The 26,991-nt window shown below is 72.0% G+C and carries 22 protein-coding genes; 5 read left to right on the top strand and 17 right to left on the bottom strand.

Features of this window, described 5'->3' with window-relative positions:
- The first annotated feature begins 17 nt into the window (after positions 1-17).
- Positions 18-650, top strand: a complete 633-nt coding sequence (locus ACH4E7_RS09185) for a TetR/AcrR family transcriptional regulator (protein ID WP_396248359.1) — start codon at positions 18-20, stop codon at positions 648-650.
- A gap of 7 nt (positions 651-657) precedes the next feature.
- Here ACH4E7_RS09185 and ACH4E7_RS09180 read toward each other — a convergent pair whose 3' ends face one another.
- The 16 genes from ACH4E7_RS09180 to ACH4E7_RS09105 all read right to left on the bottom strand — a co-directional run bounded on the left by ACH4E7_RS09180 (position 658) and on the right by ACH4E7_RS09105 (position 20,280).
- Positions 658-1,599 (bottom strand): M23 family metallopeptidase, encoded by a 942-nt coding sequence (locus ACH4E7_RS09180; RefSeq protein WP_396248358.1) that lies wholly within the window; start codon positions 1,597-1,599, stop codon positions 658-660.
- A gap of 418 nt (positions 1,600-2,017) precedes the next feature.
- Complete coding sequence (locus ACH4E7_RS09175) at positions 2,018-4,372, bottom strand: immune inhibitor A domain-containing protein (RefSeq protein ID WP_396248357.1); 2,355 nt, start codon at positions 4,370-4,372, stop codon at positions 2,018-2,020.
- A gap of 343 nt (positions 4,373-4,715) precedes the next feature.
- The gene (locus ACH4E7_RS09170) at positions 4,716-7,235 is read right to left on the bottom strand and encodes an ATP-dependent Clp protease ATP-binding subunit (RefSeq protein WP_396248356.1); all 2,520 of its coding nucleotides are present in this window, start codon (positions 7,233-7,235) and stop codon (positions 4,716-4,718) included.
- Between the two features lie 643 nt (positions 7,236-7,878).
- On the bottom strand, positions 7,879-8,229 hold the full coding sequence (locus ACH4E7_RS09165; RefSeq protein ID WP_396248355.1) for an Lsr2 family protein: 351 nt from the start codon (positions 8,227-8,229) through the stop codon (positions 7,879-7,881).
- A 91-nt stretch (positions 8,230-8,320) separates the two neighbouring features.
- Positions 8,321-8,857 carry an amino-acid N-acetyltransferase gene (locus ACH4E7_RS09160; RefSeq protein ID WP_355672100.1) on the bottom strand — a complete coding sequence of 179 codons (537 nt, stop codon included), beginning with the start codon at positions 8,855-8,857 and terminating at the stop codon, positions 8,321-8,323.
- A gap of 9 nt (positions 8,858-8,866) precedes the next feature.
- On the bottom strand, positions 8,867-9,319 hold the full coding sequence (locus ACH4E7_RS09155; RefSeq protein ID WP_396248354.1) for a BlaI/MecI/CopY family transcriptional regulator: 453 nt from the start codon (positions 9,317-9,319) through the stop codon (positions 8,867-8,869).
- Between the two features lie 366 nt (positions 9,320-9,685).
- Positions 9,686-11,242 (bottom strand): bifunctional lysylphosphatidylglycerol synthetase/lysine--tRNA ligase LysX, encoded by a 1,557-nt coding sequence (gene lysX, locus ACH4E7_RS09150; RefSeq protein ID WP_396248353.1) that lies wholly within the window; start codon positions 11,240-11,242, stop codon positions 9,686-9,688.
- Between the two features lie 95 nt (positions 11,243-11,337).
- Positions 11,338-12,087 (bottom strand): hypothetical protein, encoded by a 750-nt coding sequence (locus tag ACH4E7_RS09145; protein WP_396248352.1) that lies wholly within the window; start codon positions 12,085-12,087, stop codon positions 11,338-11,340.
- 80 nt (positions 12,088-12,167) lie between these two features.
- Positions 12,168-12,953, bottom strand: coding sequence for a type III pantothenate kinase (locus ACH4E7_RS09140; protein ID WP_355672096.1), 786 nt, complete (start codon positions 12,951-12,953; stop codon positions 12,168-12,170).
- A gap of 46 nt (positions 12,954-12,999) precedes the next feature.
- The gene (gene nadC / locus ACH4E7_RS09135) at positions 13,000-13,971 is read right to left on the bottom strand and encodes a carboxylating nicotinate-nucleotide diphosphorylase (protein WP_396248351.1); all 972 of its coding nucleotides are present in this window, start codon (positions 13,969-13,971) and stop codon (positions 13,000-13,002) included.
- 4 nt (positions 13,972-13,975) lie between these two features.
- Positions 13,976-15,649 carry an L-aspartate oxidase gene (locus tag ACH4E7_RS09130; protein ID WP_396248350.1) on the bottom strand — a complete coding sequence of 558 codons (1,674 nt, stop codon included), beginning with the start codon at positions 15,647-15,649 and terminating at the stop codon, positions 13,976-13,978.
- Between the two features lie 15 nt (positions 15,650-15,664).
- A complete protein-coding gene (gene panD, locus ACH4E7_RS09125; protein WP_396248349.1) occupies positions 15,665-16,111 on the bottom strand; it encodes an aspartate 1-decarboxylase in 447 nt (148 codons plus the stop codon).
- 85 nt (positions 16,112-16,196) lie between these two features.
- Positions 16,197-17,102: a pantoate--beta-alanine ligase gene (panC, locus tag ACH4E7_RS09120; RefSeq protein ID WP_396248348.1), complete on the bottom strand. Its 906-nt coding sequence runs from the start codon at positions 17,100-17,102 to the stop codon at positions 16,197-16,199.
- Between the two features lie 131 nt (positions 17,103-17,233).
- The gene (locus ACH4E7_RS09115; RefSeq protein ID WP_396248347.1) at positions 17,234-18,214 is read right to left on the bottom strand and encodes a Rossmann-like and DUF2520 domain-containing protein; all 981 of its coding nucleotides are present in this window, start codon (positions 18,212-18,214) and stop codon (positions 17,234-17,236) included.
- A gap of 127 nt (positions 18,215-18,341) precedes the next feature.
- A complete protein-coding gene (locus tag ACH4E7_RS09110) occupies positions 18,342-19,031 on the bottom strand; it encodes a response regulator (protein WP_396248346.1) in 690 nt (229 codons plus the stop codon).
- A 25-nt stretch (positions 19,032-19,056) separates the two neighbouring features.
- Entirely contained in the window at positions 19,057-20,280 is a 1,224-nt protein-coding gene (locus ACH4E7_RS09105) for a sensor histidine kinase (RefSeq protein ID WP_396248345.1), read from the bottom strand.
- 129 nt (positions 20,281-20,409) lie between these two features.
- Here ACH4E7_RS09105 and ACH4E7_RS09100 point away from each other — a divergent pair, with 129 nt between their 5' ends.
- Positions 20,410-21,426: an SAM-dependent methyltransferase gene (locus tag ACH4E7_RS09100; protein ID WP_396248344.1), complete on the top strand. Its 1,017-nt coding sequence runs from the start codon at positions 20,410-20,412 to the stop codon at positions 21,424-21,426.
- Positions 21,423-22,592, top strand: a complete 1,170-nt coding sequence (locus tag ACH4E7_RS09095; protein WP_396248343.1) for an NADH-quinone oxidoreductase subunit D — start codon at positions 21,423-21,425, stop codon at positions 22,590-22,592. Before ACH4E7_RS09100 ends, ACH4E7_RS09095 begins: the two co-directional genes overlap by 4 nt.
- 37 nt (positions 22,593-22,629) lie before the next feature.
- Here ACH4E7_RS09095 and ACH4E7_RS09090 read toward each other — a convergent pair whose 3' ends face one another.
- Positions 22,630-23,451 (bottom strand): hypothetical protein, encoded by an 822-nt coding sequence (locus tag ACH4E7_RS09090; protein ID WP_396248518.1) that lies wholly within the window; start codon positions 23,449-23,451, stop codon positions 22,630-22,632.
- 223 nt (positions 23,452-23,674) lie between these two features.
- On the opposite strand from ACH4E7_RS09090, the gene ACH4E7_RS09085 reads away from it, so the two are divergent.
- Both ACH4E7_RS09085 and ACH4E7_RS09080 read left to right on the top strand, forming a co-directional pair.
- Positions 23,675-24,124 (top strand): hypothetical protein, encoded by a 450-nt coding sequence (locus tag ACH4E7_RS09085; RefSeq protein WP_396248342.1) that lies wholly within the window; start codon positions 23,675-23,677, stop codon positions 24,122-24,124.
- A 28-nt stretch (positions 24,125-24,152) separates the two neighbouring features.
- Entirely contained in the window at positions 24,153-26,942 is a 2,790-nt protein-coding gene (locus ACH4E7_RS09080) for a toxin glutamine deamidase domain-containing protein (RefSeq protein ID WP_396248341.1), read from the top strand.
- Positions 26,943-26,991: the final 49 nt, after the last annotated feature.

Raw genomic sequence — 26,991 nt, 5'->3', positions numbered from 1 at the left:
CAGTCATGAGGCAGGCCATGGGCACTCCGCACAGCCCCCGCAGCGACACCCGGGCTCGCATCATCGAGGTGTCGTTGGAGCTCTTCTCCGAGCAGGGCTACGAGCAGACCTCACTGCGCGAGATCGCCGACCGCCTGGGCGTCACCAAGGCCGCGCTCTACTACCACTTCAAGACCAAGGACGACATCGTCCTGGGCATCGTCGAGCGGATGGCCGCGCCCATCGACGAGACCATCGAGTGGGGCCGTAAGCAGACCTGGAGCCCGGAGACGCGCGACGAGCTGATCCGCCGCTTCGCGGACGGGATGGCCGAGCGGGCCCCGCTGCTGCGCTTCTTCCACGAGAACCAGCCCGCGCTGCGCGAGTCCCCGGCCGGGCTCGCCTTCCGGGACCGCATGATCACCATGATGCAGCTGGTGCACGGGCCGGACGCGGACTTCCACGACCGACTGCGGGCGGCGATGGCGCTGTTCACCGTCCACTCGGCGCTGTTCCTGCTCAAGCAGGACACCTCGGACTGCGGCCACGCCGAGAACGTCTGGGGCGAGAAACTGCCCACGGCCGACCTGGACGAGGCGATCGACGCGGCCCGGGAGGTCTCGCTGGAGATCGGCTCCCGGATCAGCCACCCCGCCCGGACCGGCGGCTGACCCCCGGTCAGAACGCCGTGACGCCGTGCCCGGAGAGATAGGCGATCGGGTTGACCACCGCGCCGTAGCGGTTGCGGGTGCGAATCTCGAAGTGCAGGTGCGGCCCGGTCGAGTGGCCGGTGTTCCCGGACAGCCCGACCCGCTCGCCCGCCGACACGTGGTCGCCCGCCGACACCGAGAGCGCGGACAGGTGGGCGTACTGCGCGAAGTGCCCGTCGGCGAGCCGCAGCACGACCTCCTTGCCGTACGCGCCGTCCTGGGCGGCCGAGACCACGGTCGCGTCGCCGACCGCCAGCACCGGGGTGCCCGGGTCGACGGCGAAGTCCACCCCGGTGTGGTACCCGGCGGCGTACTCGGAGTCGGCCACCCCGTACGGATGGCTGATCGGCGCGTTCGGCACCGGCGGCGACCAGTCGGGCGCGAGGGCCGGTGCGGGCTCCGGCTCCGGGGCGGGCTCCGGCTCCGGGGCGGGCTCCGGCGCGGGCTCCGGCGCGGGAGCAGGGGCCGGGGCGGCGGCCGGCGGCTCGGCCGGCAGCAGATTGGGCGCCACCGCCACGAACGCCTGCGCCGAGGCGCCGTCGTCGGGCAACTTGTACGGGCTGGGGCCGGCCACCTGGACCATGCCCGGGTCGGGCACCGACGCCTGCGGAGCCGTGAAGGCCGAACTGCCCGGCGTGGTCGGCAGCACGGTCTGCGCCACGGCGCTGCCCGGCGCGGCCGCCAGCACCACGCCCGCCAGCAGCACCGCGGCCGCCCCGGTGGAGACCACCGCGCGGTCGCGCTCGGCCCGCCGCCGGCTGCCCTGCCGGGACGTGACGAGCGCGCGCAGCGGCGGCGCGGCACGGGTGTGGACGGCACGGCCGATCCGGGGCTGCCAGGCGGCCGCCTGGGCCGCCGTACGGGCGGCGAGCCGGCGCAGGGCCGGCCCCACGGGCGGGACGGTGGACATCGCTCGACGTACCTCACGGTCGTGCGGGGGGTAGCACGAAGCGCCCGATCGGGCGCGTGCTGAGCGGGGGACCACTCAGATGCAACCGTCACCGAGTGGAGTCCCAAACGGGGCGAGGTACTACGGCGTGTAGTCGGCGCGGCGCCGGAGATTCAATCCGACGGAGCAGCGATCACGAGATCGGATCGCCCACGACCGGTCCGATCCGCCCGGGCGGCCCACCCCGTCCGACTGCCGGGCCAGGTCGCACCGCGCCGGACCGCCGTGACCGGCACCACCCGACCGCGGGGTTCGAACCGGTATCCGAAGCGTCGGCGGAGCCGCGCACAAGCGTCCGGCCCGTCCCCGCGCGTTCGCGGGGACGGGCCGGACGTGGAGACTTCAGAGCCGTGCGATCACGGCCTGACCGTCAGGACGATCAGTTGTCGACCGGGCGGACCCGGATCCAGGTCTCCAGGTAGTTCGCGGACTCGTTCTCGACCTCGATGCTGGTGCCGGTCTTCGGAACGATCACGCTGCTGTACGGGTTGTCCTTGGACCAGTACTCCTTCAGGTCCGAGAACTCGTCGACGCCCTTGGACTTCGGGATGACCGTCTCGGCGCCGTTCTTGTGCAGCGTCAGCGCCGGGACGCGACGCGAGCCGAAGGTGGAGTCGAAGCCCTGCATGCGCGGACGCATCAGGGTGCCGTCGGCCCACTTCAGCGGGGTCGGGTGCGAGTCGACCGGGAGGACCAGACCCTGGCCCGGGTGGGCGCTGACGTTGTTGTCGGTCTGCGACTCGTCCCAGTACCAGATCAGCAGACCGGGCTGGTACGCGTAGTGCTCGACCCAGTTCGGCTTGGCGGCGCCGAAGCCGAAGTTGTACGGGCCGGTCTTCAGGGTCTCGTCGAACGACACGTACTGCCGGTTCTCCGCGATGTAGTACTGCGCGTAGTCCTTGGTGTACGAGCCGCCGAAGCGGGTGAAGCCGCCGGCCGCCCAGCCGTTGTCACCCTTCTCGACGTCGTCGCTGAAGACGGTGGCGCCGTCGGCGGTCACCGAGATGTCGTCCAGCGCCAGGCCGCGGTAGTGCAGGCCGCCGTCGGTGGTGTTGTGGTAACGGAACTTGACGGCCTTGCCGGCGTACGCGTCCAGGTTGAAGGACAGGTCGCCCCAGGCGGCGGTCAGGCCGCTGAGGGCCGGACGGCCGTTCTCCTTGGGCAGCGCGGCGCCGTTCCAGGTGCCGTCCACCACGGTCCAGGTCTTGCCACCGTCGGTGGAGACCTCGCCGAAGGCGTAGTCGAAGTCCGGCTCCAGCTCGTACCAGGCCTTGGCGTTGACGCTGGCCTTGGTCTTGCCGGTGAGGTCGATGTCCCGGGTCAGCGTGACGTTGAGGTTGTCGGCGCTGCCGCTCCACCACTCGGTGTTGCCGCTGAACGGCTTGTTGATGTCGGTGGTGATGCTCTTCTTCGGCAGGTCGACGATCAGGGCCTGCGGGAGCTTGCTGTTGTACTCGACCGGACCGATGTGGTGGGTCGACTCGGTGCCGGCCTTGGCGTGGTCCGCCTTCAGCCAGCCGAGCTTGTACTTGCTCCAGGCGTCGAGGTCGTTCGGCATGTCGCCGATGCTGTCCTTGCCCTCGCCGAGCCAGGAGCCGGAGGACATCAGCGACCAGAAGCCGACCGAGTTGTCGATGCCCTTGCCCGCGGTGTCGTAGAGGTCCGGCAGACCGAGGTCGTGGCCGTACTCGTGGGCGAAGACGCCGAGGCCGCCGTTCTCCGGCTGCATCGTGTAGTCGCCGATCCAGAAGCCGGAGTCACCGACCGGCACGCCGCCGAGCTTGTTGCCGTCGGGGCCGGCCTGGCCCGTCAGGTTGCCGTAGACGTACGAACGGTGCGCCCACAGGGCCTTGTTGCCCTGCTTGCCGCCACCGGCCGACTTGTCCTCACCGGCGTGCACGATCTGGAAGTGGTCGATGTACCCGTCGGGCTGGTTGAAGTTCCCGTCGTGGTGCGAGCCGTAGCGGTCCCACTGGTCGTACGAGGCCAGCGTCGCCTTGATCTGCTCCTTGGTCTGACCCTTCGCCAACTGGTCCTTGTACCAGATGTCGACGGCGTCGCGGATCAGGTCCTGGGCGCTGGGGCAGACGTTGGAGCCGCAGTAGTCCGAGCCGTACCGGGCCTCGTTCCACGGCACCCGGACCCAGTCCGAGACCACGCCGTCGACCGAGTAGCGGCCCGAGGACTGCTTCTCGTAGAAGGTCTTCAGCGAGGGCTTGTCCTTGGCGAAGTACAGGTCCTGGTAGTGCTGCTGGTTGTAGTCGGCCTGCCAGGCGGTCGAGTTGTTGGTGGCGCGGTCCGGCTTCTCGATCTCGTTGTGCTTCGGGCCGGGCTCGCCGCCGAACTTGGTCTTGCCGTCGGGCGTCTTGGTGGTGTTGTCCACCTGGTCGCCGAAGTCGACCAGGATGGTGAAGATCTTGTCCGTGCGCTCGCGGGCGAGCTCCACGTACTTGTCCTTGCCGAGCTTCACACTGGTGCTGCCGTTGTGCTGCTCGACCTGGGCGGTGCCGTTGAGCAGCTGCTCGGTGGCGGCCTTCTGCTCGGCCTCCACCTTGGCGGTCAGCGGACCCGGGATGTTGTGCTCGGTGTTGACGGACTGAACGGCGTCAGCGGGGTCCTTCGGCACCGGTGCGGAGCCGGCGGCGACGGCGGCGCTCGGGAACAGGCCCGCGCCGAGCGTGACTATGACCGCTGCGGCGGTGGCGATCGCAGCGGTTCTCCTGGTGGTCTTCAACGGTGTGACGTCCTCCCCGACCGAGCCGACTCTTGGCCAAGGCCCGGTAAACCAATATGAAAGACAGGTGGACGTCATTTGACCGAAGTGAGGCTGCAAAAGATAGACCTTGACCATGACATGGTCACGGCGCTATGCTCCCCGACTTCACATCAGCTGACAAGCTGTCAACCGTGCGCCGGTTAAAGCTTGCTGAGAAATGGGACGCACCCGCACGAACCGGCCGGCGGGCTGCCCGCCCAGGGCCACGCCGACTGCGGGGTCGTCCGCCCCCGAACGCACCGAGCCCCCGGCGTGAACGCCGGGGGCTCGGTGGCTGTGAAGTTGTCTGTTAAATGTTGCCTTACTTCGTCAGGTCCGGACCGGACGAGGCGACCGCGGCCGGGGTGTCCGCGACGGCCGACTTCTCCTCACCGCGGAAGGTGAACTTGGCCTCCTTGCCCTCGCCCTCGACGTCGACGACGACGATGTGGCCGGCCCGCAGCTCACCGAAGAGGATCTTCTCGGAGAGATGGTCCTCGATCTCGCGCTGGATGGTGCGGCGCAGCGGACGGGCACCCAGGATCGGGTCGTAGCCGCGCTTGGCCAGCAGCTTCTTGGCCTCGACGCTGAGCTCCAGGCCCATGTCCTTGTCCTTGAGCCGCTCGTCCACCTTGGCGATCATCAGGTCGACGATCTGGATGATGTCGTCCTCGGACAGCTGGTGGAACACCACGATGTCGTCGACACGGTTCAGGAACTCGGGGCGGAAGTGCTGCTTGAGCTCCTCGCCGACCTTCGCCTTCATCCGCTCGTACCCGGTCTGGGTGTCACCCGTGGCCGCGAAGCCCAGGTTGAAGCCCTTGGAGATGTCCCGGGTGCCGAGGTTGGTCGTCATGATGATGACGGTGTTCTTGAAGTCGACCACGCGGCCCTGGGAGTCGGTCAGGCGACCGTCCTCCAGGATCTGCAGCAGCGAGTTGAAGATGTCCGGGTGGGCCTTCTCGACCTCGTCGAAGAGGACGACCGAGAACGGCTTGCGGCGGACCTTCTCGGTCAGCTGGCCGCCCTCCTCGTAGCCCACGTATCCGGGCGGGGAGCCGAACAGCCGGGAGACGGTGTGCTTCTCGGAGAACTCGGACATGTCGAGCGCGATCAGCGCGTCCTCGTCGCCGAAGAGGAACTCGGCCAGCGTCTTGGACAGTTCGGTCTTACCGACGCCGGACGGGCCGGCGAAGATGAACGAACCGCCGGGGCGCTTCGGGTCCTTGAGGCCCGCACGGGTGCGCCGGATGGCCTGGGAGAGCGCCTTGATGGCGTCCTTCTGGCCGATGACGCGCTTGTGCAGCTCGTCCTCCATGCGGAGCAGACGGGACGTCTCCTCCTCGGTCAGCTTGAAGACCGGGATGCCGGTGGCGGTGGCCAGGACCTCGGCGATGAGCTCCTCGTTGACCTCCGCGACGACGTCCATGTCGCCGGCCTTCCACTCCTTCTCGCGCTTGGCCTTGGCCTGCAGGAGCTGCTTCTCGTCGTCGCGCAGGGACGCGGCCTTCTCGAAGTCCTGCGCGTCGATCGCGCTCTCCTTCTCGCGGCGCACGTCGGCGATCTTCTCGTCGAACTCGCGCAGGTCCGGCGGCGCGGTCATCCGGCGGATGCGCATCCGGGAACCGGCCTCGTCGATCAGGTCGATCGCCTTGTCCGGCAGGAAGCGGTCCGAGATGTACCGGTCGGCCAGGGTGGCGGCGGCGACCAGGGCGGCGTCCGTGATGGAGACCCGGTGGTGGGCCTCGTAGCGGTCGCGCAGACCCTTGAGGATCTCGATGGTGTGCGGCAGCGAGGGTTCCGCGACCTGGATCGGCTGGAAGCGGCGCTCCAGCGCGGCGTCCTTCTCCAGGTGCTTGCGGTACTCGTCCAGGGTGGTGGCACCGATGGTCTGCAGCTCGCCGCGGGCCAGCATCGGCTTGAGGATGCTGGCTGCGTCGATGGCGCCCTCGGCGGCGCCCGCGCCGACCAGGGTGTGCAGCTCGTCGATGAACAGGATGATGTCGCCGCGGGTGCGGATCTCCTTGAGCACCTTCTTCAGGCGCTCCTCGAAGTCACCGCGGTAGCGCGAGCCGGCCACCAGGGCGCCCAGGTCCAGCGTGTAGAGCTGCTTGTCCTTGAGCGTCTCCGGGACCTCGCCCTTGACGATCGCCTGCGCCAGGCCCTCGACCACGGCGGTCTTGCCGACGCCGGGCTCACCGATCAGGACCGGGTTGTTCTTGGTGCGGCGGGACAGCACCTGCATGACCCGCTCGATCTCCTTCTCGCGCCCGATGACCGGGTCGAGCTTGGCCTCACGGGCGGCCTGGGTGAGGTTGCGGCCGAACTGGTCCAGGACCAGCGAGGTCGACGGGGTGCCCTCGGCGGGCCCGCCGGCCGTGGCCGACTCCTTGCCACCGCTGGTCTGGTAACCGGACAGCAGCTGGATGACCTGCTGGCGCACCCGGTTGAGGTCGGCGCCCAGCTTCACCAGGACCTGGGCGGCGACGCCCTCGCCCTCGCGGATCAGGCCGAGCAGGATGTGCTCGGTGCCGATGTAGTTGTGGCCGAGCTGCAGGGCCTCCCGGAGCGACAGCTCCAGGACCTTCTTCGCCCGGGGGGTGAAGGGAATATGACCGGACGGGGCCTGCTGGCCCTGGCCGATGATCTCCTCGACCTGCTGGCGTACGGCCTCAAGAGAAATCCCGAGGCTCTCCAGGGCCTTGGCGGCGACGCCCTCGCCCTCATGGATCAGACCCAGGAGGATGTGCTCGGTGCCGATGTAGTTGTGGTTGAGCATCCGGGCTTCTTCCTGAGCCAGGACGACAACCCGCCGCGCGCGGTCGGTGAACCTCTCGAACATCGTTTATCGCTCCTCAGAGCGGTCGGGCAGTTCGGGGTCCGTCCCCGCCCTGTCCTTCCGCATGCTAGTCCCGCTCAGCGGCGCGGCCCACGGATTCACTCCCCGGTAGAGGAGCGAGATGCTGCGCGACCAGCCGACACCAATCCCAACCTGATGCTGGGAATCGGTGTTCCCACTGGTGGGCCGGATGCACCGGAAACCGCTACGCCATCGGCGAACAAGAGTCGCCGGGGCGGAGCCGGACCCTCTCCGGCCGGTCACCCCTGGACGGGTCGAAGTACCCGTCCACCTGCATTCATACCCGGTATCGAGGCGGTTCTCGCGCAGTTTCCGCGGTGACGGTGTTCGCCTGGCGAGAAGTCGGGCCGCGGTGACGGTGGTTCAACGGCGGCCGGGAGGGCCGGTACGCCATCCCGGTGGTGTCCTCGTTACCGCTTCGCTCCTACAGCGTTGCACAGCTCGTGATTGTTCCGCCGCCCGAGCCCGCGGCCCCGGACGACCCCGGTACCGGTGGCGCGGCGGTCGTCCGGGAATGCGCCGCGGGGCGCGGAGGAGGCTCCTCCGCGCCCCGCGCGTGTGTCGTCGGCGCCGTACGCGGTCGCCGGGGTCCCGCACCCGATCCGGCGGGCCGGCGGTGCCGGGGTCAGGACGCGTTGGCCTCTTCGTAGGCCTGGCGGACGTTGCTCGGCACCCGGCCGCGGTCGTTGACCTCCATGCCCTGCTCCTTGGCCCACGCGCGGATCTTCGCGGTGTCGGGAGCGCTGCCGGACGGGCGCGCCGCGGCGCCGCGGCCCGGACGCCGGGAGCCGGCGAGTCGGCCGCTCTGCTTGCGACCCTTCTCCACGTAGGGCGCCAGCAGACCGCGCAGCTTGTCCGCGTTGGCGCTCTTCAGGTCGATCTCGTAGGCAACGCCGTCCAGCGCGAACGTCACCGTCTCGTCCGCCGAACCGCCTTCGAGATCGTCTTCAAGAATGACCTGCACCCTCTGTGCCACGGGCTTCCCTTTCCGCTAAACGACCCATTGCCTAAGGAAAGGAAAGCGCCTTTCTCCGGAAAACACAAACCCTTGACCGGCACGGAGCCGCTCAGAGGTGCAGCAGCATGCGCGAGTTGCCCAGTGTGTTGGGCTTCACCCGCTCCAGGTCAAGGAACTCCGCGACACCTTCATCGTACGAGCGGAGGAGTTCTTCATAGACATCCGTAGCGATCGCCGCCGGGTCTGTCGTACCATCATCGGTTTCCTGAAGCTCCCCGATCTCGACGAAACCGTGTTTCGCGAAGAACGGAACCTCGAACGTCAGGCAGAAAATCCGACGGACGCCGAGCCAGCGTGCCGTCTGCACCAGCTTCTCCAGCAGCAGATGCCCGATCCCGAAGCCCCGGCAGGACGGATCGACCGCGAGCGTACGGACCTCGGCGAGGTCCTCCCACATCACGTGCAGGGCGCCGCACGCCACCACCACGCCGTTGTCGTCGCGTTCCGCGACCCAGAACTCCTGGACTGATTCGAACAGTGTGACAGTGGGCTTGTCGAGCAGAATGCCGTCGCGCGAGTAGGCGTCGATGAGCCCGCGTACGGCCCGCACGTCCGTGGTCCGCGCGCGGCGGATGGTGACCTCCATGGCGGGACGTTATCGCGTCGTCCCCGGCCCGGTCTCCCCGGTATCCGGTCCGGGGCTATCCGGAGGGGCGTCCGCGGAATCCGCGGCGGGCGGATCGGGCGGGAAGAGGGCGGCCACCCGCAAGGCGTCCCGGAGTGCCTCGCGTTGCTCCGGCGACATCAGGCCGAAGAAGTGCACCAGGGCCGCCGCCGGATTGTCACTGGTGGCCCATGCGTCGTTCATCAGGGCTGCCGTGTACGCCTCGCGCGAGGAGACCGGTTCATATCGATAGGCCCGGCCGACCCGCTCACGGCGCAGCCAGCCCTTTCTGTGCAGCTTGTCCAGGACGGTCATCACCGTGGTGTACGCGATTTCGCGTTCCGACTGCAGATCCAGGAGAACCTCGCGAACCGTCACCGGTCGGTTCCACCGCCACACCCGGGTCATGATGGCGTTCTCAAGTTCGCCGAGTTGCCGGACCATAGTGCGGCCAGGATAGGGAGTGAATGGGGCAAATCTTGTGAAGTGTGCCAAACCGGCGCGCCGCCACCCCCGGGAATCGGGAATGGCGGCGCGCGGGTCGTTCTGCGGCGGCTGACGGTGTCAGTCGCGGGGTCGTTCGCGGGGTCGTTCGCGGGGAAGGCCCCGGGAAGGCCCCGGGAAGGCCCGGGGAAGGCCTGGGGAAGGCCTGGGGAAGCCCCCGAGGCCCCGGGCACCCCGGGAGATCAGTCGATGTCTTCCTTGGCCTTCTGGGCCCCGCCCTGGCTGCGGAAGATGGCCCGCACCAGGAATCCGAAGCCGATCGCCATGACCAGCGGCGGCACGATCGCGCTGACGTAGTCCATCAGGTCACTCCTCCTCGGTCTTCTCCGCCGTCACGGCGGAAGCCTTCGGCTCCGGCTTCACCAGCGGGAAGAGCACGGTCTCCCGGATGTTCTTGCCGGTCAGCAGCATGATCAGGCGGTCCACGCCGAGGCCGAGGCCACCGGTCGGGGGCATCGCGTACTCCAGCGCGCGCAGGAAGTCCTCGTCCAGCTGCATCGCCTCGACGTCGCCGCCGGCCGCCAGCAGGGACTGCGCGGTGAAGCGGGCGCGCTGCTCGACCGGGTCGATCAGCTCGGAGTAGGCGGTGCCGATCTCGGTGCCGAAGATCACCAGGTCCCACTTCTCGGCCACGCCGGCGACCGAGCGGTGCTCGCGGGTCAGCGGGGAGACCTCGGTCGGGTAGTCCTTGATGAAGGTCGGCCGGACGGCGTTCTCCTCCAGCAGGCGCTCCACCATCTCCAGCACGATCTGGCCGTGGCCCCAGTTCTTCTCGAACGGGATGTCGTGGTCGGTGGCGAGCTTGCGCAGTTCCTCGACGCCGGTCTCCGGGGTGACCTCGACACCCAGGTGGGCGGAGATGCCCGGGTAGACGCTGACCTCCTCCCACGGCTCGGCCAGGTCGATCTCGTGCTCCACGCCGTGGGCGTCCACGCCCTTGATCACCGTGGTGCCCAGGGCGTCCCGGGCGGCGTTGATGATCGTCTCGCGGATCAGCTCGGCCTGGGTGTTGTAGTCGCCGTAGGCCTCGTACGACTCCAGCGAGGTGAACTCGGGGTTGTGGGTGGCGTCCGCGCCCTCGTTGCGGAAGTTGCGGTTGATCTCGAAGACCTTCTCGGCGCCGCCGACCACCAGCCGCTTGAGGTACAGCTCGGGGGCGATGCGCATGTAGAGGTCGATGTCGTACGCGTTGATGTGCGTCTTGAACGGACGGGCGTTGGCGCCGCCGTGCACCGGCTGCAGCATCGGGGTCTCGACCTCGATGAAGCCGCGGTCCTCGTAGGTGCGGCGGATCGAGCGGACGACCTTGCTGCGCAGGTGCAGGATCTCCCGGGCCTCGGGGTTCACGATCAGGTCGACGTAGCGCTGGCGGACCCGGGCCTCCGGGTCGGTCAGGCCCTTGTGCTTGTCCGGCAGCGGGCGCAGGCACTTGGCGGTGAGCTCCCAGCGGTCCACCATCACCGACAGCTCGCCGCGCTTGGAGGTGATCACCTCGCCCTCGACGCCGACCTGGTCGCCGAGGTCGATGTCGGACTTCCAGGCGGCCAGCCGCTCGGCGCCCAGCTTGTCCAGGGAGAACATCACCTGGAGGTCGCCGGTGCCGTCGCGCAGGGTGGCGAAGCAGAGCTTGCCGCCGGTGCGGGAGAGGATCACCCGGCCGGTGATGCCGGCCCGCTCACCGGTCGCGGTGTCGGGTTCGAGGTCCGGGTGCTTGGCACGCAGGTCCGCGATGGTGGTGGTGCGGGGGAATCCGACCGGGTACGGGTCGACACCGGCCGCCCGGAGCCGGTCCAGCTTCTCGCGCCGGACGCGCATCTGCTCGGGAAGGTCGTCGGTCGCGGGAAAAAGGCTCTGATCGCTCACCCCACAAGGGTAGCCAGCCGTACACCGTGCTCCGCGACCGGATTACCGGCGGGGGGAGACCGTGGCGACGGTCTCCCCCCGGGGACGCGGTCGGCTCAGCCGGTGCCGGTGCGGAGTTCGGTCTCCTCCGGGGTCTCGTCGGCCGGCGTGGTGGGGTGGGCCGGGGGTTTGGGGCGGCGGCCGAAGAGCTCGGCCGGGGTGGGCATCCGGTGCGGGCGGGCCGGCGTCTTCGCGGCGGCGGGCTGCTCCGGGCGGGAGTCGCGGGAGTCGGTGCTGCTCATCGTGGTCCGTCCTCCTACAGGGGTGGGGTGACTGCTCGGTGGTGCGGCGGGGTTCGGTACGACCACCAGGTGGCGCGGCTGCCCGGTGGTGAGGGCGAGCCGTTCGCGGACGGCGGTCTCGGCCAGCGCGTGGCAGCGCCCGGCCAACCGGGAGCGGCGGGACCGCTCCCCCTGGCCGCAGGGCTGGCGGGTCAGTCCGCGCAGCGCGGTGAGGTCCTCGGGGCCGGGCAGGTAGCCGCCGGCCACGGCTTCCTCCAGACGCTCCAGGTAGCCGGGGGCACTTCCGGGCAGGGCGGAGCGGTAGCGGCCGAGGTCGGCGAGCAGGAAGGCGCGCAGTCGGCCGCCCTCCTGGACGGCCTCGTCGATCGCCTCGGTCAGGCGTAGGGCGTCCTGGACGTCCTCCGCCCACAGCTCGGCGCCCGGCCCGGCGAACGCCGTCCGGTCGGGCTCCTGGAGGTGGACGGGAACGGCGGGGTGCAGGGCTTGGGCGAGGGCTCGGCGCAGCACGCGGACTTCATCGGCGCTGAAGGCCATGCCGCCGCGCGATCCGTGTGGCGTAGGCATGGGGTGACACTACGTGAGGAATATCCGATTTGTCGGTAACGTCGCGCGGAATTCCCCTCCATTGGGGCCTCGGCGGAGGGTCAGCTCGGCCGGTTGCGCTCGTACACCAGGCGCAGGCCGACCAGCGTCAGCCACGGCTCGTGCACGTCGATGGTGGTGGCCTCGCCGAGGACCAGCGGCGCGAGGCCGCCGGTGGCGATCACCTGAACGTCGTCCGGGTCCTTGGCCAGCTCCCGGGCCATCCGTTCGACCAGGCCGTCGACCTGCCCGGCGAAGCCGTAGAGGATGCCGGACTGCATGCCCTCGACGGTGTTCTTGCCGATCACGTTGCGCGGGCGGGCCAGCTCGATCTTGCGCAGCTGGGCGCCCCGGACGCCGAGCGCCTCGACCGAGATCTCGATGCCGGGGGCGATCGCCCCGCCGACGTAGTCGCCGCGGGCGTTGACGGCGTCGAAGGTGGTCGCGGTGCCGAAGTCGACCACGATGCACGGGCCGCCGTACAGGTGGTTGGCGGCCAGCGCGTTGACGATCCGGTCCGCGCCGACCTCCTTGGGGTTGTCCATCAGGACGTGCACCCCGGTCTTCACGCCGGGCTCCACGATCACCGCGGGGACGTCGCCGTAGTAGCGGCGGGTCACCTCGCGGAGCTCGTGGAGCACGGCGGGAACGGAGGAGCAGATCGCCAGGCCCTCCACCGAGGCCTCCCGGACCGCGGTGTGGTTGCCCATCAACCCCTGCAGCAGCACCGCCAGTTCATCGGCGGTGCGGCGCGGATCGGTGGAGATCCGCCAGTGTTCCACCACGTCCTCGCCGTCGAACAGGCCGAGTGTGGTCTGGGTGTTGCCGACGTCGATGGTGAGGAGCATGGGGCGCTTTCTGCGAGTCGGGACAGGTCTGCTCTCGACCTGACGGTCAGGCGCGCAGGTCCAGGCCGATGTCCAGGATCGGCGAGGAGTGGGTCAGCGCGCCCACGGCCAGGTAGTCGACACCAGTCTGGGCGACCTCGCGCGCGCTGGCCAGGGTCAGTCCGCCGGAGGCCTCCAGCTTCGCCCGGCCGGCCACCAGCGCGACGGCCTCCTTCAGCTGCTCGACGGTGAAGTTGTCCAGCAGGATCAGGTCCGCACCGGCCTCCAGCACCGGCGGGATCTGCTCCAGGTCGTCCACCTCGACCTCGACCGGCAGCTCCGGGTACGCGGCCCGGACGGCCCGGAAGGCCTCGGCCACGCCGCCGGCCGCCACCACGTGGTTGTCCTTCACCAGGGCGGCGTCCGAGAGCGCCATCCGGTGGTTGGCGCCGCCGCCGCAGCGCACCGCGAACTTCTCCAGCGCACGCAGGCCGGGGGTGGTCTTGCGGGTGTCCCGGACCACCGCGCCGGTGCCCTCCAGGGCGTCCGCCCAGGCCCGGGTCGCGGTGGCGATGCCGGACAGGTGGCAGAGCAGGTTGAGCGCGCTGCGCTCGGCGGTCAGCAGGTCGCGGGTGCGGGAGCGGACCGACAGCAGCACCTGGCCGGCCTCGACCCGGTCGCCGTCCTGGACGTGCCGATCGACCTCGAACTCCTCCTCGCAGATCAGCGAGACGACCGCCTCGGCGACCCGCAGACCGGCCACCACGCCGGCCTGGCGGGCGGTGAAGTCGGCGGTCGCGACGGCGTCGGCGGGCACGGTGGCCACCGAGGTGACGTCCTCGCCGCCGGCCAGGTCCTCGGCCAGCGCCAGGGTGGCGATGTCCTCGACCTCGACCGGGTCCAGCCCGGCCTGCTCCAGCAGCTCGGCCAGCTGCGGGTCCAGGCCGGTCTCGTAACCCTCGCCGTCCCCGCAGGCGCAGCCGTCGCCGCAGCCGCCGGCCTGGTCGGCCAGGGGGAGTTCCTCGTGGGAGTGGGTCATGGTTCTACTGCTCCTCAGGGGTGCTGACGGGGTCGCCGGAGGCGGTCAGGGTGGTGATCAGGTGGCGCCGCCAGTGGGCGTCGTCGCGCTCGGGGAAGTCCTCGCGCCAGTGGCAGCCGCGGGTCTCCTCGCGCTGCGCGGCGGCCGCGACCAGCGCGGTGGCGACCAGCAGCAGGTTGGCGGCCTCCCAGGTCTCCACCCGGGGGTCGGCCGGCTTCTCCTCGGCCACGTGCGCGTAGGCCTGCTCGGCGATCAGGGCCAGCCCGGTCGCGGTGTCGGCCATCGAGGCGGCCGAGCGCAGCACGCCCGCGCCGCGCGACATCAGCCGCTGGATCTCGGCCCGCGCCTCGGAGGGCGGCAGCGGCACCGGCTGCGCGGCCCTGGCGGCGGCGACGTCCACCGTCCGCTCGGGCAGGTCGCCGGCGCGGTGCCGCTTGGCCAGGTCGGCGGCGATCCGCTCGGCGAAGACCAGGCCCTCCAGCAGCGAGTTGGAGGCCAGCCGGTTGGCGCCGTGCACCCCGGTGCAGGCGACCTCGCCGCAGGCGTACAGGCCCGGGACGCTGGTGCGGCCGTGCCGGTCGGTCCGCACGCCGCCGGAGGCGTAGTGCGCGGCCGGGGCGACCGGGATCGGCGCGGTGACCGGGTCGATGCCGTGCGCGCGGCAGGAGGCCAGGATGGTCGGGAAGCGGTGCGCCCACATCTCGGCGCCGAAGTGCCGCCCGTCCAGGAACATGTGCTCGGCGCCCTGCTCCTGTATGCGCCGGGTGATCGCCTTGGCGACGATGTCGCGCGGGGCCAGCTCGGCCAGCTCGTGCTGCCCGACCATGAAGCGGACGCCGTCCGCGTCCACCAGGTGGGCGCCCTCGCCGCGGACGGCCTCGGAGACCAGCGGCTGCTGGCCCTCGGCGTCCGGGCCGAGCCACAGCACGGTCGGGTGGAACTGGACGAACTCCAGGTCGGTGACCGCGGCGCCGGCCCGCAGCGCGAGCGCCACGCCGTCGCCGGTGGAGACCGCCGGGTTGGTGGTGGCGGAGAAGACCTGGCCCATGCCGCCGGTGGCGAGCACCACCGCGCGGGCCCGGACGGCGCCGACGCCGTCGCGCTGGCCCTCGCCCATCACGTGCAGGGTGAGTCCGGCGGCGTGGCCCTCGGCGTCGGTCAGCAGGTCGAGGACGAGCGCGTGCTCGATCAGCTCGATGCCGGGATCGTTGCGGACGGCGGCGACCAGGGCGCGCGATATCTCGGCGCCGGTCGCGTCCCCGCCCGCGTGCGCGATCCGGCGGCGGTGGTGGCCGCCCTCGCGGGTCAGCAGGATCTCGCCGGCCTCGTCGCGGTCGAACAGGGCGCCGACCCCGATCAGCCGGCGGACGGCGTCCGGGCCCTCGGTGACCAGGGTGCGCACGGCGTCCTCGTCACAGAGCCCGGCGCCGGCCACCAGGGTGTCGTCCAGGTGCTGCTCGGGGGTGTCCCCCTCGCCCAGGGCGGCCGCGATGCCGCCCTGGGCCCAGCGGGTCGAACCCTCGTCCAGCATCGCCTTGGTGACCACCATGGCCCGCAGGCCGGCCTTGCGGACGTTGAGGGCGACGGTGAGACCGGCGACCCCGGAGCCGACCACGACCACGTCGGCGGTGGCGGTCCAGCCGGGGGCCGGGGCGGTGAGGCGATGCGTCACGGACATGGCTCAGTGGCTCCTTCAGCGCGTGGCCGCGGCGGCCGCGCCGTCGCCACCGTACGCCTGGTCACCGCGGAGCAGTCCGGTGCCCTCCCGGGCCTCGGCGGGGTCGCCGCCCAGGCCGGTGATCCGGTTGTGCTCGTCCACGAAGACGATCTTCGGCTCGTAGCCCTTGGCCTCGACCGTGTCCATCTGCCCGTAGGCGATGAGTATGACCAGGTCGCCGGGGTGGACCAGACGGGCGGCGGCGCCGTTGATGCCGATCACGCCGGTGCCGCGCGGGCCGGCGATGGTGTAGGTCTCCAGCCGGGCGCCGTTGTTGATGTCGACGATGTGGACCAGCTCACCGGGGAGCAGGTCGGCGGCGTCGAGCAGGTCCTCGTCCACCGTGACGGAGCCGACGTAGTGCAGGTCGGCCTGGGTCACGGTGGCCCGGTGGATCTTGGACTTGAGCATGGTGCGGAGCATGGGGTCACGCCTCCAGTGAGTGCATGCCTAGAAGGGGTTCTTGCTACCGGTTCAGCGAACGGTTCTGTGCTTGACGGTGATCTGCCTAGCGGCAGATGACGTGGACGTTGTCGATCAGTCGGGTCGAACCCACCTTCGCGGCGACGGCCAGCACCGCCGCGCCCTGGAAGTCGTCCGCCGCCTCCGAGAAGTCGTGCGGGTCGATCAGGGCGAGGTAGTCAAGGGTGACACCGTCGGCGCCGTCCAGGACAGCCGCGGCTGCCTCGCGCACGGCCTTCGGGCCCTGCGCGGCGACGTCCCGGCCGGCGAACAGGGCCTTGGACAGGGCGAGGGCGCGGGTGCGCTCCTCCTCGGAGAGGTAGCGGTTGCGCGAGGACAGCGCCAGGCCGTCCTCCTCGCGGACGGTCGGCACGCCGACGATCTCGACGTCGAAGTCCAGGTCGGCGACCATCCGCTGGATGACCGCCAGCTGCTGGGCGTCCTTCTCGCCGAAGAAGGCGAAGTCCGGGTCGGTGATGTGCAGCAGCTTGGCGACCACGGTCAGCACGCCGTCGAAGTGGCCGGGGCGGGTGGCGCCCTCGAAGCGCTCGCCCATCGGGCCGGCCGCCAGGCGCACCTGCGGCTCGCCGTTCGGGTAGACCTCCTCGACGGAGGGCGCGAAGACCACGTCGGCGCCGTTCTCCTCGGCCAGCCGCACGTCGTCGTCGAGGGTGCGCGGGTAGCGGTCCAGGTCCTCGGACGGGCCGAACTGCAGCGGGTTGACGAAGACCGTCACCGCGACCCGGCCCTCCTGGCCGACCTGCTTGCGGGCGGCCCGGATCAGCGCGGCGTGGCCCTCGTGCAGTGCGCCCATGGTCATCACGACGGCGTTGTCCACCGGCCGCTCGTCCGGCCAGAACGCGGCCTCGAAGTCGTCCACGGTGCGGGTGACGACGGCCCGGTGGACCTTCGGCGTCCGCTGGGGCTTGCTCCGCTGGGCCTTGCCCGCCATTCCTGCACTCCTTCGTTCATCCGGCTGCGCGCTGTGCCGCCGTCTCTTTACGCTCCGTCCCGTGCGGTGACGCACCGGGCAGGGCTTGTCCGTCATGAGGCCGCTCTGGCGGCCAAGTGAGAAGCCCCGGCTCAGGCCGGGGAGGAGTCACCAGGCTTCTCCTCGTTCAGTACGTCGAGAAGCGCGGCCGCAGTGTCGGTCGAGAGAGTCCCGTTGGCCACCGCCCGCTGGGCGGTGGCGCGGGCCATTGCACGATACGCCGCCGGGATGTCCGGGGACACCGTACTGAGCTGCGCCAGGTGGCGCCGTACGGTACCCGCGTCGCCCCGGGCGACCGGGCCGGTGAGGGCCGCGTCGCCGGAGCGCAGGCTGTTGTCCAGGGCCGCGCCGAGCAGCGGGCCGAGCATCCGGCCGGGCTCGGCGACGCCGGCCGTGCGCAGCAGGTCCATCGCCTGGGCGACGAGGGTGACCAGGTGGTTCGCGCCGTGCGCGAGGGCGGTGTGGTAGAGCGGGCGGACCTCCTCGGGCACCCACTCGGGCTCGCCGCCCATCTCCACCACCAGGGCCTCGGCGATCGGCCGCAACTCCTCGGGGGCGGTCACGCCGAACGGGCAGCCAGCCAGCCGGGCCAGGTCGACGGAGGTGCCGGTGAAGGTCATCGCCGGGTGCAGGGCCAGCGGCAGCGCCCCGGCCCGGGTGGCGGGCTCCAGGATGCCGACGCCGTGCGCGCCGGAGGTGTGCACCAGCAGTTGCCCGGGGCGGACGGCGCCGGTGGCGGCGAGGCCGGTCACCAGGTCGGCCAGCGCGTCGTCCGGCACGGTCAGCAGGACCAGGTCGGCGGCGGCCATGACCTGCGGCGGGGTGACGATCCGCACGCCCGGCAGCAGCGACTCGGCGCGGCGGCGGGAGGCGGCGGAGACCCCGGAGGCGGCGACCACGGTGTGCCCGGCGAGCTGCAGCGCGGCGCCCAGAGCGGGGCCGACCCGGCCGGTGCCGACCACGCCGACGGCCAGCCTGGCCGGTCGGTTGCCGGGGTCGCCGGGATCACCGAAAACCTGGTCGCCGAGGCCGTCGGCGAGCGGGGCGAACTCGCCGAAGTCCGAAGGACTCATGCGCCCGCCTCTCCCCCGGCCTTCGGCCGGGGGGACCCCCATGCTGCGCTCGCTCACGCTTTGTCCCTGATCATCCGTTCCAGTCCACCTGCGGGTACCGGACGTACCGCCCCAGTGTACGGGCGCGTCAGTCCGCCGCCCCGGCCCGGATCAGCCCCGCCTCGTACGCCAGCACCACGGCCTGGACCCGGTCGCGCAGCCCGAGCTTGGCCAGGATCCGGCCGACGTGGGTCTTCACGGTGGCCTCGGAGAGCACCAGCCGGGCCGCGATCTCGCCGTTCGACAGCCCCTGGGCGACCAGCAGGAACACCTCCCGCTCGCGCTCGGTCAGCGGGCCGAGGACGTCCGAGCCGGGCGCGCTCTGCGGGGTGGGCAGCACCTCGGCGAAGCGGTCGATCATCCGGCGGGTGGTGGTCGGGGCGACCACCGCGTCGCCGCCGTGCACCGCGCGGATCGCGGCCACCAGCTCGGTCGGCGGGACGTCCTTGAGCAGGAAGCCGCTGGCCCCGGCCTTGAGCGCGGCGAAGGCGTACTCGTCCAGGTCGAAGGTGGTGAGGATGAGCACGTGCGGGGCGTTCGGCAGCGGGCTGCCGTCCTCGGCCAGGCAGATCCGGCGGGTCGCCTGCACCCCGTCCAGGCGGGGCATCCGTACGTCCATCAGGATCACGTCCACCGGCGTGTGCCGCAGCAGCTCCAGGGCCTGCGCACCGTCGCCCGCCTCGGCGGCGATCTCGATGTCGCCCTGCGACTGGAGGATCATCCGGAAGCCGGTGCGCAGCAGCTCCTGGTCGTCGACGAGCATCACGCGGATGGTCAAGGTGGCTCCTAAAGGGGGCGATGGGTCAGTGTGCGGCCTTGAGCGGGAGGATGGCGCGGATCCGGAAGCCGCCGCCGGGGCGGGGGCCCACGTCGAGGCTTCCGCTGACCATGCCGACCCGTTCGCGCATGCCGATCAGGCCGTGGCCCAGGCCGTCCGCGCCGCCGGTGGTCAGGTTCTCGTCGGTGCTGCCGCGTCCGTCGTCCTCGACCAGGACGGCCAGTTCGCGTTCGCCGAAGTCGACGGCGACCCGGGCGTGTACGTCGGGGCCGCCGTGTTTGCGGACGTTGGTCAGTGCCTCCTGGACGATCCGGTAGACGGTGAGTTCGACGCCGCGCGGTAGTTCGCGGGGGTGTCCGGAGGTGGCGTAGTCCACCTGCAGTCCGGCGGTGCGGACCTGTTCCAGTAGTTCCGGGAGTTCCTCGACGCCCGGTTGGGGGACGTATTCCTCGGCGGTGTCGGAGGTGCGCAGTACGCCCAGGAGGCGGCGCATCTCGACCAGGGCCTGTCGTCCGGTGGAGGCGATCGTGCCGAGTGCCTCCTTCGCCTGTCGGGGGGAGTTGTCGAGGACGTACGCGGCGCCGTCGGCCTGGACGATCATCACCGAGACGTTGTGGGCGACCACGTCGTGCAGTTCGCGGGCGATGCGGGCGCGTTCGGCGGCGACCGCGACCTTGGCCTGGGCGTCCCGTTCGCGTTCCAGGCGGGCCGCGCGGTCCTCCAGCTCGGTGAGGTAGGCGCGGCGCACCCTGGTCAGTCGGCCCCAGGCCCAGCAGAGGATGAACGGGGTGCTCATCAGCAGGGTGATCAGCGCCGCCTCGCCGAGGCCGTACGGGTGGGTGTGCACCTCGCCGGCGTGCACCGTCGTCTGCATCGGGTTCATCTGCCAGTACGTCAGCGGTCCGGCGGCCAGTCCGGCGGCCAGCGCCAGCCGGGAGGTCCACTTCTGGCCGAAGGCGGCGCCGGTGTAGGCGAAGACGAGGTAGGCGATGGCGGAGGCGCCTGGTTCGACGTCGGCGATCACCTGGGCGACGGCGACGCCGATGGCGGCGGCGACGGTGACGTCGGGGAAGCGCCGGCGGAAGACCATCAGCAGCGGCAGCATCGCCGCGACCAGGAGCTCGGCGTCGAGGCGCGAGCCGGTGTCGAACTCGTTGCCCGGCAGCAGGCCGAGGAACAGCACGACCGACGCCCATGCGGCGTCGACCACCATGGGGTGACGGCGGAGCCAGGCGTTGAGTCGATGCACGTCTCAAGCCTAGGCAGTCGCGCGAGGTGCCCAGGTCCGCCGGTAGGGCGATCCGTCCTACTCCGTAGGTCGGAGACGCCCCGGCACCGGTTGGGAGGGGTTCCCGGAGGCCCGGTAGCGTCCCGCCCCATGACTTGGATGCGCTGGGCGCCCGCCATGGAACGGGCCCTGTACGACCCGGACGGCGGCTTCTACCGCAGGCCGGAGGGCCCGGCCGGGCACTTCCGCACCTCGGTGCACGCCTCGCCGAGGTTCGCCCGAGCGGTGGCCCGGCTGCTGCTCGAGGTTGACGCGGCCCTCGGCCGTCCGGAGGAGCTGGCCCTGGTCGACGTCGGGGCCGGGCGCGGTGAGCTGCTGACCGGGGTGCTGGCCGAGCTGCCCGACGAGGTGCTGGCGCGGCTGCGCCCGTACGGCGTGGAGATCGCGGAGCGCCCGGCCGGGCTTCCGTCCACAGCCCTGTGGACGGACGAGCTGCCGCGTGGCCTGACCGGGCTGCTGTTCGCCAACGAGTGGCTGGACAACGTGCCGCTGGACGCCGGGGAGGTGGACGGGGAGGGGGTGCTGCGCTACGTCGAGGTGGACACCGCGACCGGTGCGGAGCGGTCCGGCGAGCCGGTCTCGGCGGCGGACGCGGCCTGGGCCGAGCGCTGGTGGCCGGTCGAGCACCCCGGGGACTTCGTGGAGTTCGGTGGGCCCCGGGACGCGGCCTGGGCGCGGGCCGTGGCCGGGCTGGAGCGCGGTCTGGCCGTTGCCGTCGACTACGGGCACACGGCGGAGCGGCGACCGCTCTTCGGCACCCGCGCGGGTTTCCGGGAGGGCCGGGAGGTGGCCCCGGTGCCGGACGGCTCCTGCGACGTCACCGCGCACGTCGCGCTGGACGCGATCGCCGTGCCCGGTCTCCACAGCCTGTGGACAACCCAGCGCGAGGCCCTGCGCGCGCTCGGGGTGAGCGGCGCGCGCCCGTCGCTCGCGCTCGCCTCCACGGACCCGGCGGCGTACCTGCGGGCGCTGAGCGGTGCGGGGGAGGGGGCCGAACTCACCGACCCGAGCGGGCTGGGCGCCTTCGGCTGGCTGGTCCAGGCCGTCCACATGCCGGTACCGGCGGGCTTGGAGCTGGTGCCGGGATGGCAGACTCTGGGTTCATGAGGGAGACCACGGTCGGCATCGGGGCGGGAGCCGAGAACTTCACCGGCGAGGCGGGCACCACCGACATGGTGCTCAACATCGGCCCGCAGCACCCGGCCACGCACGGCGTGCTGCGGCTGCGTCTGCTGCTCGACGGTGAGCGGATCATCACCGCCGAGCCGGTGATCGGCTACATGCACCGGGGCGCGGAGAAGCTGTTCGAGGCCCGTGACTACCGGCAGATCATCATGCTGGCCAACCGGCACGACTGGCTCTCCGCCTTCTCCAACGAGCTGGGCGTCGTCCTCGGCGTCGAGCGGATGCTCGGCATGGAGGTCCCCGAGCGGGCGGTCTGGGTCCGCACCCTGCTGGCCGAGCTCAACCGGGTGCTCAACCACCTGATGTTCCTCGGCTCCTACCCGCTGGAGCTCGGCGGGATCACCCCGATCTTCCACGCCTTCCACTGCCGCGAGGAGCTCCAGCACGTGCTGGAGGAGGCCTCCGGCGGCCGGATGCACTACATGTTCAACCGGGTCGGCGGCCTCAAGGAGGACCTGCCGGCCGGCTGGTTCGGCCGGGTCCGCGCCGCCGTCGCCAAGGTGCGCTCGGAGATGCCGGTCTTCGAGGACCTCGTCCTCGGCAACGAGATCTTCCGCGCCCGCACCGCCGGCGTCGGCGTCCTCACCAAGGCGCAGGCCGAGGCGTACGGGGTCAGCGGCCCGATCGCCCGGGCCAGCGGCCTCGACTTCGACCTGCGCCGCGACGAGCCCTACCTCGCGTACGGCTCCGAGGAGCTGCGGCAGGTGCTCACCGTGGTCACCCGCGAGGAGGGCGACTGCCTGGCCCGCTTCGAGTGCCTGCTGGAGCAGACCCTCAACGCGCTGGACCTCGCCGACGCCTGCCTCGACAAGATCGCCACCCTGCCGCCCGGCCCGGTCAACCAGCGGCTGCCCAAGGTGCTCAAGGCGCCGGAGGGCAGCACCTACGCGTGGACCGAGAACCCGCTCGGGATCAACGGCTACTACCTGGTCTCGCGCGGCGACAAGACGCCGTGGCGGCTCAAGCTGCGCTCGGCGTCCTTCAACAACATCCAGGCGCTGACCGAGCTGCTGCCCGGGACGCTGGTCGCGGACATGGTGGCGATCCTCGGGTCGATGTTCTTCGTGGTCGGCGACATCGACAAGTAGGCCGGTACCGACGAGTAGGCCGGTACCGGCTAGTAGGTCACCCGGTCTTGGGCTTCTTGGCCGGGTCGGCCGGGTGCGGAGCCACCTTCCGGTCGCCCTTGGTGGCGATCCGCTCCTCGCACAGCCGGGCCAGCACGTCGTAGCCCGCCTTGCCCATCAGCTCGGTGAGCTCGGGGCGGTAGCTGACGTACACCGGCTCCGCGCCCTGGTGCGCGGCCGGCGCCCCGGTGCACCACCAGTGCAGGTCATGGCCGCCCGGGCCCCAGCCGCGGCGGTCGTACTCGCCGATCGAGACCTGGAGGTAGCGGGTGTCGTCGGGGCGGTCGATCCAGTCGTAGGTGCGGCGGATCGGCAGCTGCCAGCAGACGTCCGGCTTGGTCTCCAGCGGCTCGCGGCCCTCCCGGAGGGCCAGCGCGTGCAGGGCGCAGCCGGCGCCGCCCGCGAAATCCGGGCTGTTCACGAAGATGCAGGCGCCGTTGACCCGGCGGGTCTGCCGGTCGCCGTCCTCGTCCAGCATGGTGATGCCGCCGTCGGACTTGATCCGGCCCTTGGCGTCGGTGCCCTCGGCGAAGTTCTCCCACAGCTCGGGGGTCAGTCGCGCCGCGTGCCCCAGGACGCGCTTCTCGTCGTCCTCGTCCGAGTAGTGGGCGCCCAGCGTGCAGCAGCCGTCCGACGCGCCGCGGCCCTCACGGATGCCGTGGCAGCCCTGGCCGAAGACGCAGGACCAGCGGGAGGTCAGCCAGGTGAGGTCGCAGCGGAAGACCTGCTCCTCGTCGGCGGGGTCGGCGAACTCGACCCAGGCGCGCGGGAAGTCGAGCGGGACCTCGTCGCGCGGGATCTCGCGGCGCAGGGTCGGCATCGCGAGGTCGACGGGGGCGGGGGAGGCCTTGGGCTTCGCCTTGGCCTTCTTCTTGGACGTTTCTGCTGGTGCCACCCGGCAAGGGTAGAGCTTCGCGGGGGCGTACGGGCCGGTGGCCGCACCCGGGGCGGCGTGAAGGCGGGGTGAAGAGGTCCGGCGGTCGGTCCGGGAGGGGCGGGAGGGTGCCTAGGATGGCGGCCGGTCCGCTACGGGGAGGTACGGGATGGCAGGCGGCAGCACCGGGAAGTCCGACGGCGGCAGCGGCGGGTTCGTCATCAAACCGTGGGAACTGCGCGGCGAGGGGCGGGAGTTCGAGAAGATCGGACGCGAGCTGGGCAAGGCCGCCGGCGCCCTGGAGGAGGGTCTGACCGCGCTCGGCACGCCCTGGGGCACGGACACGGCGGGCAGCGCCTTCGCCGCCGTGTACGGTCCGGCGCACGGCGAGCTCCTCGGTGGGCTCAAGGGGTTGGCCGGCGGAGTGGGCCGGGTCGGGGCCGGGCTGCACGCGATGGCGGAGCGGACCACCGACACCGACACCTCGACGGCGGACGGCTTCGCGGGGAAGGCCCGACCGGCGGTCGACCCGCCGGGGGTGTCGCCCGCGGTGTATTCGGTTGCCGGGTCGGCAACCCCGGGGGCGGCGCCGGTCGTCCCCAAGGACATGTCGGTCTGACCGGCCCGGCTCGAAGGGGGAGATGCGCGTGTCCCGGAAACTGCCCGAGGAACTGGTCCCGCTCCTGGCCAGGACCGGCCAGCCCTGGCCGCAGGCCGACGAGGAGGGGCTGCGCAAAGCAGCCGCGCTCTGGCGGGAGTTCGGCTCCGAGGCCGACCGGCTGACCCGCCGCTGCGGGGAGTCCGTCCAGCGGGTGACCGCCGACAACTCCGGGCACGCGGTCGAGTCCTTCAGCGCCTACTGGCAGACCTTCAGCGGCGGCGGCAAGGGCCACCTGGACGACGCCCATACCGCGGTCGGGCTGGTCGGCACCGCCTTCGACGCCGCTGCCCGGGCCGTGGACAGCTGCAAGGCGGAGATCATCGCCACCCTGCAGAACCTGGAGGCCGAGCTCAAGCAGGCCCAGGAGCAGGCCGCCAAGGTCCAGCAGACCGCGGCCTCGGTCGCCACGGCGGCGAAGACCGACGACGGCCCCGGCCGGACCGGGGTGTTCGGCGGCCTGCGGAAGGCCGTCGCCGGCGTCGCCGACGACGTGAAGAACGCCGCCACCACCCAGGTCGCCGCCGGCGTCGAGGACGTCGCGGTCGAAGCGGCCGGGCTGAAGATCGCCGGCCTGCTGGCCGAACTCGGCCGCAGCATGAAGGACGCCCTGTCCACCGCGCTCAAGGAGCCCGCCGCCGTCGCCCTGCTGCGGCTCGGCACCACCTCCGGCACGGGGATCACCTCCGCCTCCTACCGCACCAAGGGCGGCTTCGACCCGCGCGCCGCCGGACTGCCCGCCGCGCTCGGCGAGCCCGGCGTGCTCGGGGCGGACGGCACCGGGCTGGTCCTGCTCTCCGGCAAGGACGGCAAGCCCGTGGTCGGCGTGCCCGGGCTCAGCGTCAAGGTCGACGCCCACGGACAGCCCGTCCTCGGCGCGGACGGCAAACCCGTCATCCTGCGCTCCGACGGCACCCCGGTCGCCGACGCCGCCGGGCTGCTGGTGCTGACCGGGCCGGACGGCAAGCCGGTGGTCGGGGTCTCGGACCTGGCCGTCCAGCGGGACGGGCACGGGAAGCCGGTGCTCACCGACGAGGCGGGCGAGGAACTGCACGGGCTCGCGCTGGCGGACCTGACGGACCCGCGGGACGCGAAGGGGGATCCGAAGATCGACCCGGTCGACCCGAAGGGCGATCCGAAGACCGACCCGAAGATTGACCCGAAGGCCGACCCGAAGGCCTCGGGCCTGGTGACGGTGTCGGCCGCGGTGCCGGTGGTGGATCCGACGGTGGTGCCGTCCGTGGTCTCCTCCGCGGTCCCGGGTCCGTCCGAGGCCGCGGCCGATCCGGTGGCGGCCTCCGCTCCGGCGTCCGGCCCCTCGCACCCGGGGTCGCACCGGGGCGCGGCAGCCGCCCCCGCCGACTGGTCGCCGCCCGCGGCGCGGGACGACGGTCCGGCGGTCCCCTCGGCGCCCTCGCACCAGGGCGGCGGGTCGGTGGCGGCGAGCTGGTCGGACGGGGACTACCCGCTCCAGGCGCCCGCGCACAACGGCGGCGGTGGCAGTGGCGGCAGCGCGCCGGTGACCGTACGGACGGACTCGGTGAGCGCGCCGCCCGCGCCCTCCGTCTCGCCGTCCGTCGGCGGTCCCGGCTACAGCCCGGCGCCGGACGCGCCCTCGTCGGTCCGACAGGTCGGAGTGGTCGGGGTGGCCGGGCAGTTCGGGACGCCGGCGTACACGGGCGGCTACCCGGTGGCCGGTCCGGTCGGCACCGTCGGGCCCGGGCCGCTCGCGGTCGGCGTGGGTGGGGCCCCCGTGCATGCGGCGGCACCCTTCGGCAGCGGCGTCGGCGCGGGAGCGCCCGGCGGCGTCGTGGGCGGCGTTCCCGCCGCCGGCGCGCCGGCGGCCGGTGCCCCCGCCACCGGAGCTCCCGGAGTCGTCGAGCCCCGACCCGGTGCACCCCGCACCCCGGTCGGCGTCGCGCCGCACCCGGTCGCGCCCGGCCCGGTCGCCGCGCCGCCGCCCCCGGCCGAGCCGCCGATCGTCGGCACCGCCCCGGTCATCGGCCGGCCCGAGCCGCACCACGTCGACGGCCGCCGCCGGGACACCGCCGCAGGCCTCGCCGACCCGACCCTGGCCTGGGGCGCCGTCCCGGTCGCCACCGCCCACGCGATGGCGCTCCAACTCGCCCTGCGGGCCCGACGAGGCCCGCTCGCCGACGACCGGGAACCCCGGCTGCGCACCATCGCGGACAGCCGCCCGTACGGTCTGCCCGGCGGACTCGGACCGGTCGACCCCGAGCACCAGGCCGAACTCGAACGCCGAGTACCCCGCGACGAGGACGACCTGCCCGACCGCCACCCCGACCCCGCCGTCGGCGGGTGGACCGAGGCCGTCAACGCCGGCGGCTACCGCGATCCCGGCCGGGCCAACAACAGTCTGGAGATCGCCCTCTCCGCCGTCGACACCTACACCGGCCGCCCCACCTGTGCCGCCCCGCGCATCCCCACCGAGGGCGACGCCGGCGAACGCGGCGGCCGCGACCGCGCCGAACGTGAACTCGGCGCCCCGTTCCGCGATCTCGGCGACGGCGGCCAGGCCTTCAACCGCCTCGCCGCCGAACTCCGCCGCGCCGGCCACGGCGCCCAGGCCGTCCTCCTCACCCTGGACGCCTACGGCCGCCCCCACGCCTGGAACGCCGTCAACCACCACAACGCCGTCACCTACCTCGACCACCAACTCGCCCGCCACGGCACCGCCCCCCTCCATCCCGCCACCCAAGGCCTCTGGGCCATCGCCCTGACCTCCGAAGGCCGCCCCCTCGACCTGGCCGCCGCCTGAGCTCGCCCTTGCCGCATCGAGGTCTTCGGCTCGAACCGACTGCGGCGCG

The sequence above is a fragment of the Kitasatospora sp. NPDC018058 genome (assembly GCF_044327205.1).
Classification (GTDB): Bacteria; Actinomycetota; Actinomycetes; order Streptomycetales; family Streptomycetaceae; genus Kitasatospora.
Note: the sequence above shows the minus strand (reverse complement) of the source record. Positions and strands in the feature narration are given on the sequence as shown.

Excerpts from the sequence above, each read along its gene's own strand:
- ACH4E7_RS09185 (WP_396248359.1), top strand. The coding sequence starts at position 18 with ATGGGCACTCCGCACAGCCCCCGCAGCGACACCCGGGCTCGCATCATC.
- ACH4E7_RS09180 (WP_396248358.1), bottom strand. The coding sequence starts at position 1,599 with ATGTCCACCGTCCCGCCCGTGGGGCCGGCCCTGCGCCGGCTCGCCGCC.
- ACH4E7_RS09170 (WP_396248356.1), bottom strand. The coding sequence starts at position 7,235 with ATGTTCGAGAGGTTCACCGACCGCGCGCGGCGGGTTGTCGTCCTGGCT.
- ACH4E7_RS09160 (WP_355672100.1), bottom strand. The coding sequence starts at position 8,857 with ATGGAGGTCACCATCCGCCGCGCGCGGACCACGGACGTGCGGGCCGTA.
- ACH4E7_RS09155 (WP_396248354.1), bottom strand. The coding sequence starts at position 9,319 with ATGGTCCGGCAACTCGGCGAACTTGAGAACGCCATCATGACCCGGGTG.
- ACH4E7_RS09145 (WP_396248352.1), bottom strand. The coding sequence starts at position 12,087 with ATGCCTACGCCACACGGATCGCGCGGCGGCATGGCCTTCAGCGCCGAT.
- ACH4E7_RS09140 (WP_355672096.1), bottom strand. The coding sequence starts at position 12,953 with ATGCTCCTCACCATCGACGTCGGCAACACCCAGACCACACTCGGCCTG.
- nadC (WP_396248351.1), bottom strand. The coding sequence starts at position 13,971 with ATGACCCACTCCCACGAGGAACTCCCCCTGGCCGACCAGGCCGGCGGC.
- ACH4E7_RS09130 (WP_396248350.1), bottom strand. The coding sequence starts at position 15,649 with ATGTCCGTGACGCATCGCCTCACCGCCCCGGCCCCCGGCTGGACCGCC.
- panD (WP_396248349.1), bottom strand. The coding sequence starts at position 16,111 with ATGCTCCGCACCATGCTCAAGTCCAAGATCCACCGGGCCACCGTGACC.
- panC (WP_396248348.1), bottom strand. The coding sequence starts at position 17,102 with ATGGCGGGCAAGGCCCAGCGGAGCAAGCCCCAGCGGACGCCGAAGGTC.
- ACH4E7_RS09115 (WP_396248347.1), bottom strand. The coding sequence starts at position 18,214 with ATGAGTCCTTCGGACTTCGGCGAGTTCGCCCCGCTCGCCGACGGCCTC.
- ACH4E7_RS09100 (WP_396248344.1), top strand. The coding sequence starts at position 20,410 with ATGACTTGGATGCGCTGGGCGCCCGCCATGGAACGGGCCCTGTACGAC.
- ACH4E7_RS09095 (WP_396248343.1), top strand. The coding sequence starts at position 21,423 with ATGAGGGAGACCACGGTCGGCATCGGGGCGGGAGCCGAGAACTTCACC.
- ACH4E7_RS09090 (WP_396248518.1), bottom strand. The coding sequence starts at position 23,451 with ATGCCGACCCTGCGCCGCGAGATCCCGCGCGACGAGGTCCCGCTCGAC.
- ACH4E7_RS09085 (WP_396248342.1), top strand. The coding sequence starts at position 23,675 with ATGGCAGGCGGCAGCACCGGGAAGTCCGACGGCGGCAGCGGCGGGTTC.